Annotated in this window: 1 pseudogene; it reads left to right on the top strand. The window is 70.9% G+C overall.

Annotated elements, in window-relative coordinates:
* Positions 1 to 37: 37 nt before the first annotated feature.
* A pseudogene (locus WDW90_RS38640) lies at positions 38 to 316 on the top strand (hypothetical protein); the annotation flags it as partial.

Genomic DNA, 316 nt, shown 5'->3' with positions numbered 1-316 from the left:
GCCGGGCCACTCGGGTCGGAGCTGACGCGAGGAGCCGATGTCGCTGATCCACACCAGTCTTGCCCGCGCCGTACGGCTCGCGCTCGCATCCGGGTGCCTCGTCATCCTCGCAGCCGCTCACGCGCAAGCCGCTGACGAAGGTGGCCTCGGCGGCCTCTTCCAGCGCCTCTTCTCGTCCGAGACGGCGCCGGCGACGCCGCCCAGCTCGGCCCCTGCCGTGCAGATCCCGGCCTCTGGCTTCGAGGATGGCGACGGACAACACCAGGCGCGATCTGCGCATCACCGCTCGCTGCGGGACCTGTATGGGCACGTTCGT

It is taken from the genome of Methylobacterium nigriterrae (genome assembly GCF_037106235.1).
In the GTDB taxonomy this organism is placed as follows: Bacteria; Pseudomonadota; Alphaproteobacteria; order Rhizobiales; family Beijerinckiaceae; genus Methylobacterium; species Methylobacterium nigriterrae.
Note: the sequence above shows the minus strand (reverse complement) of the source record. Positions and strands in the feature narration are given on the sequence as shown.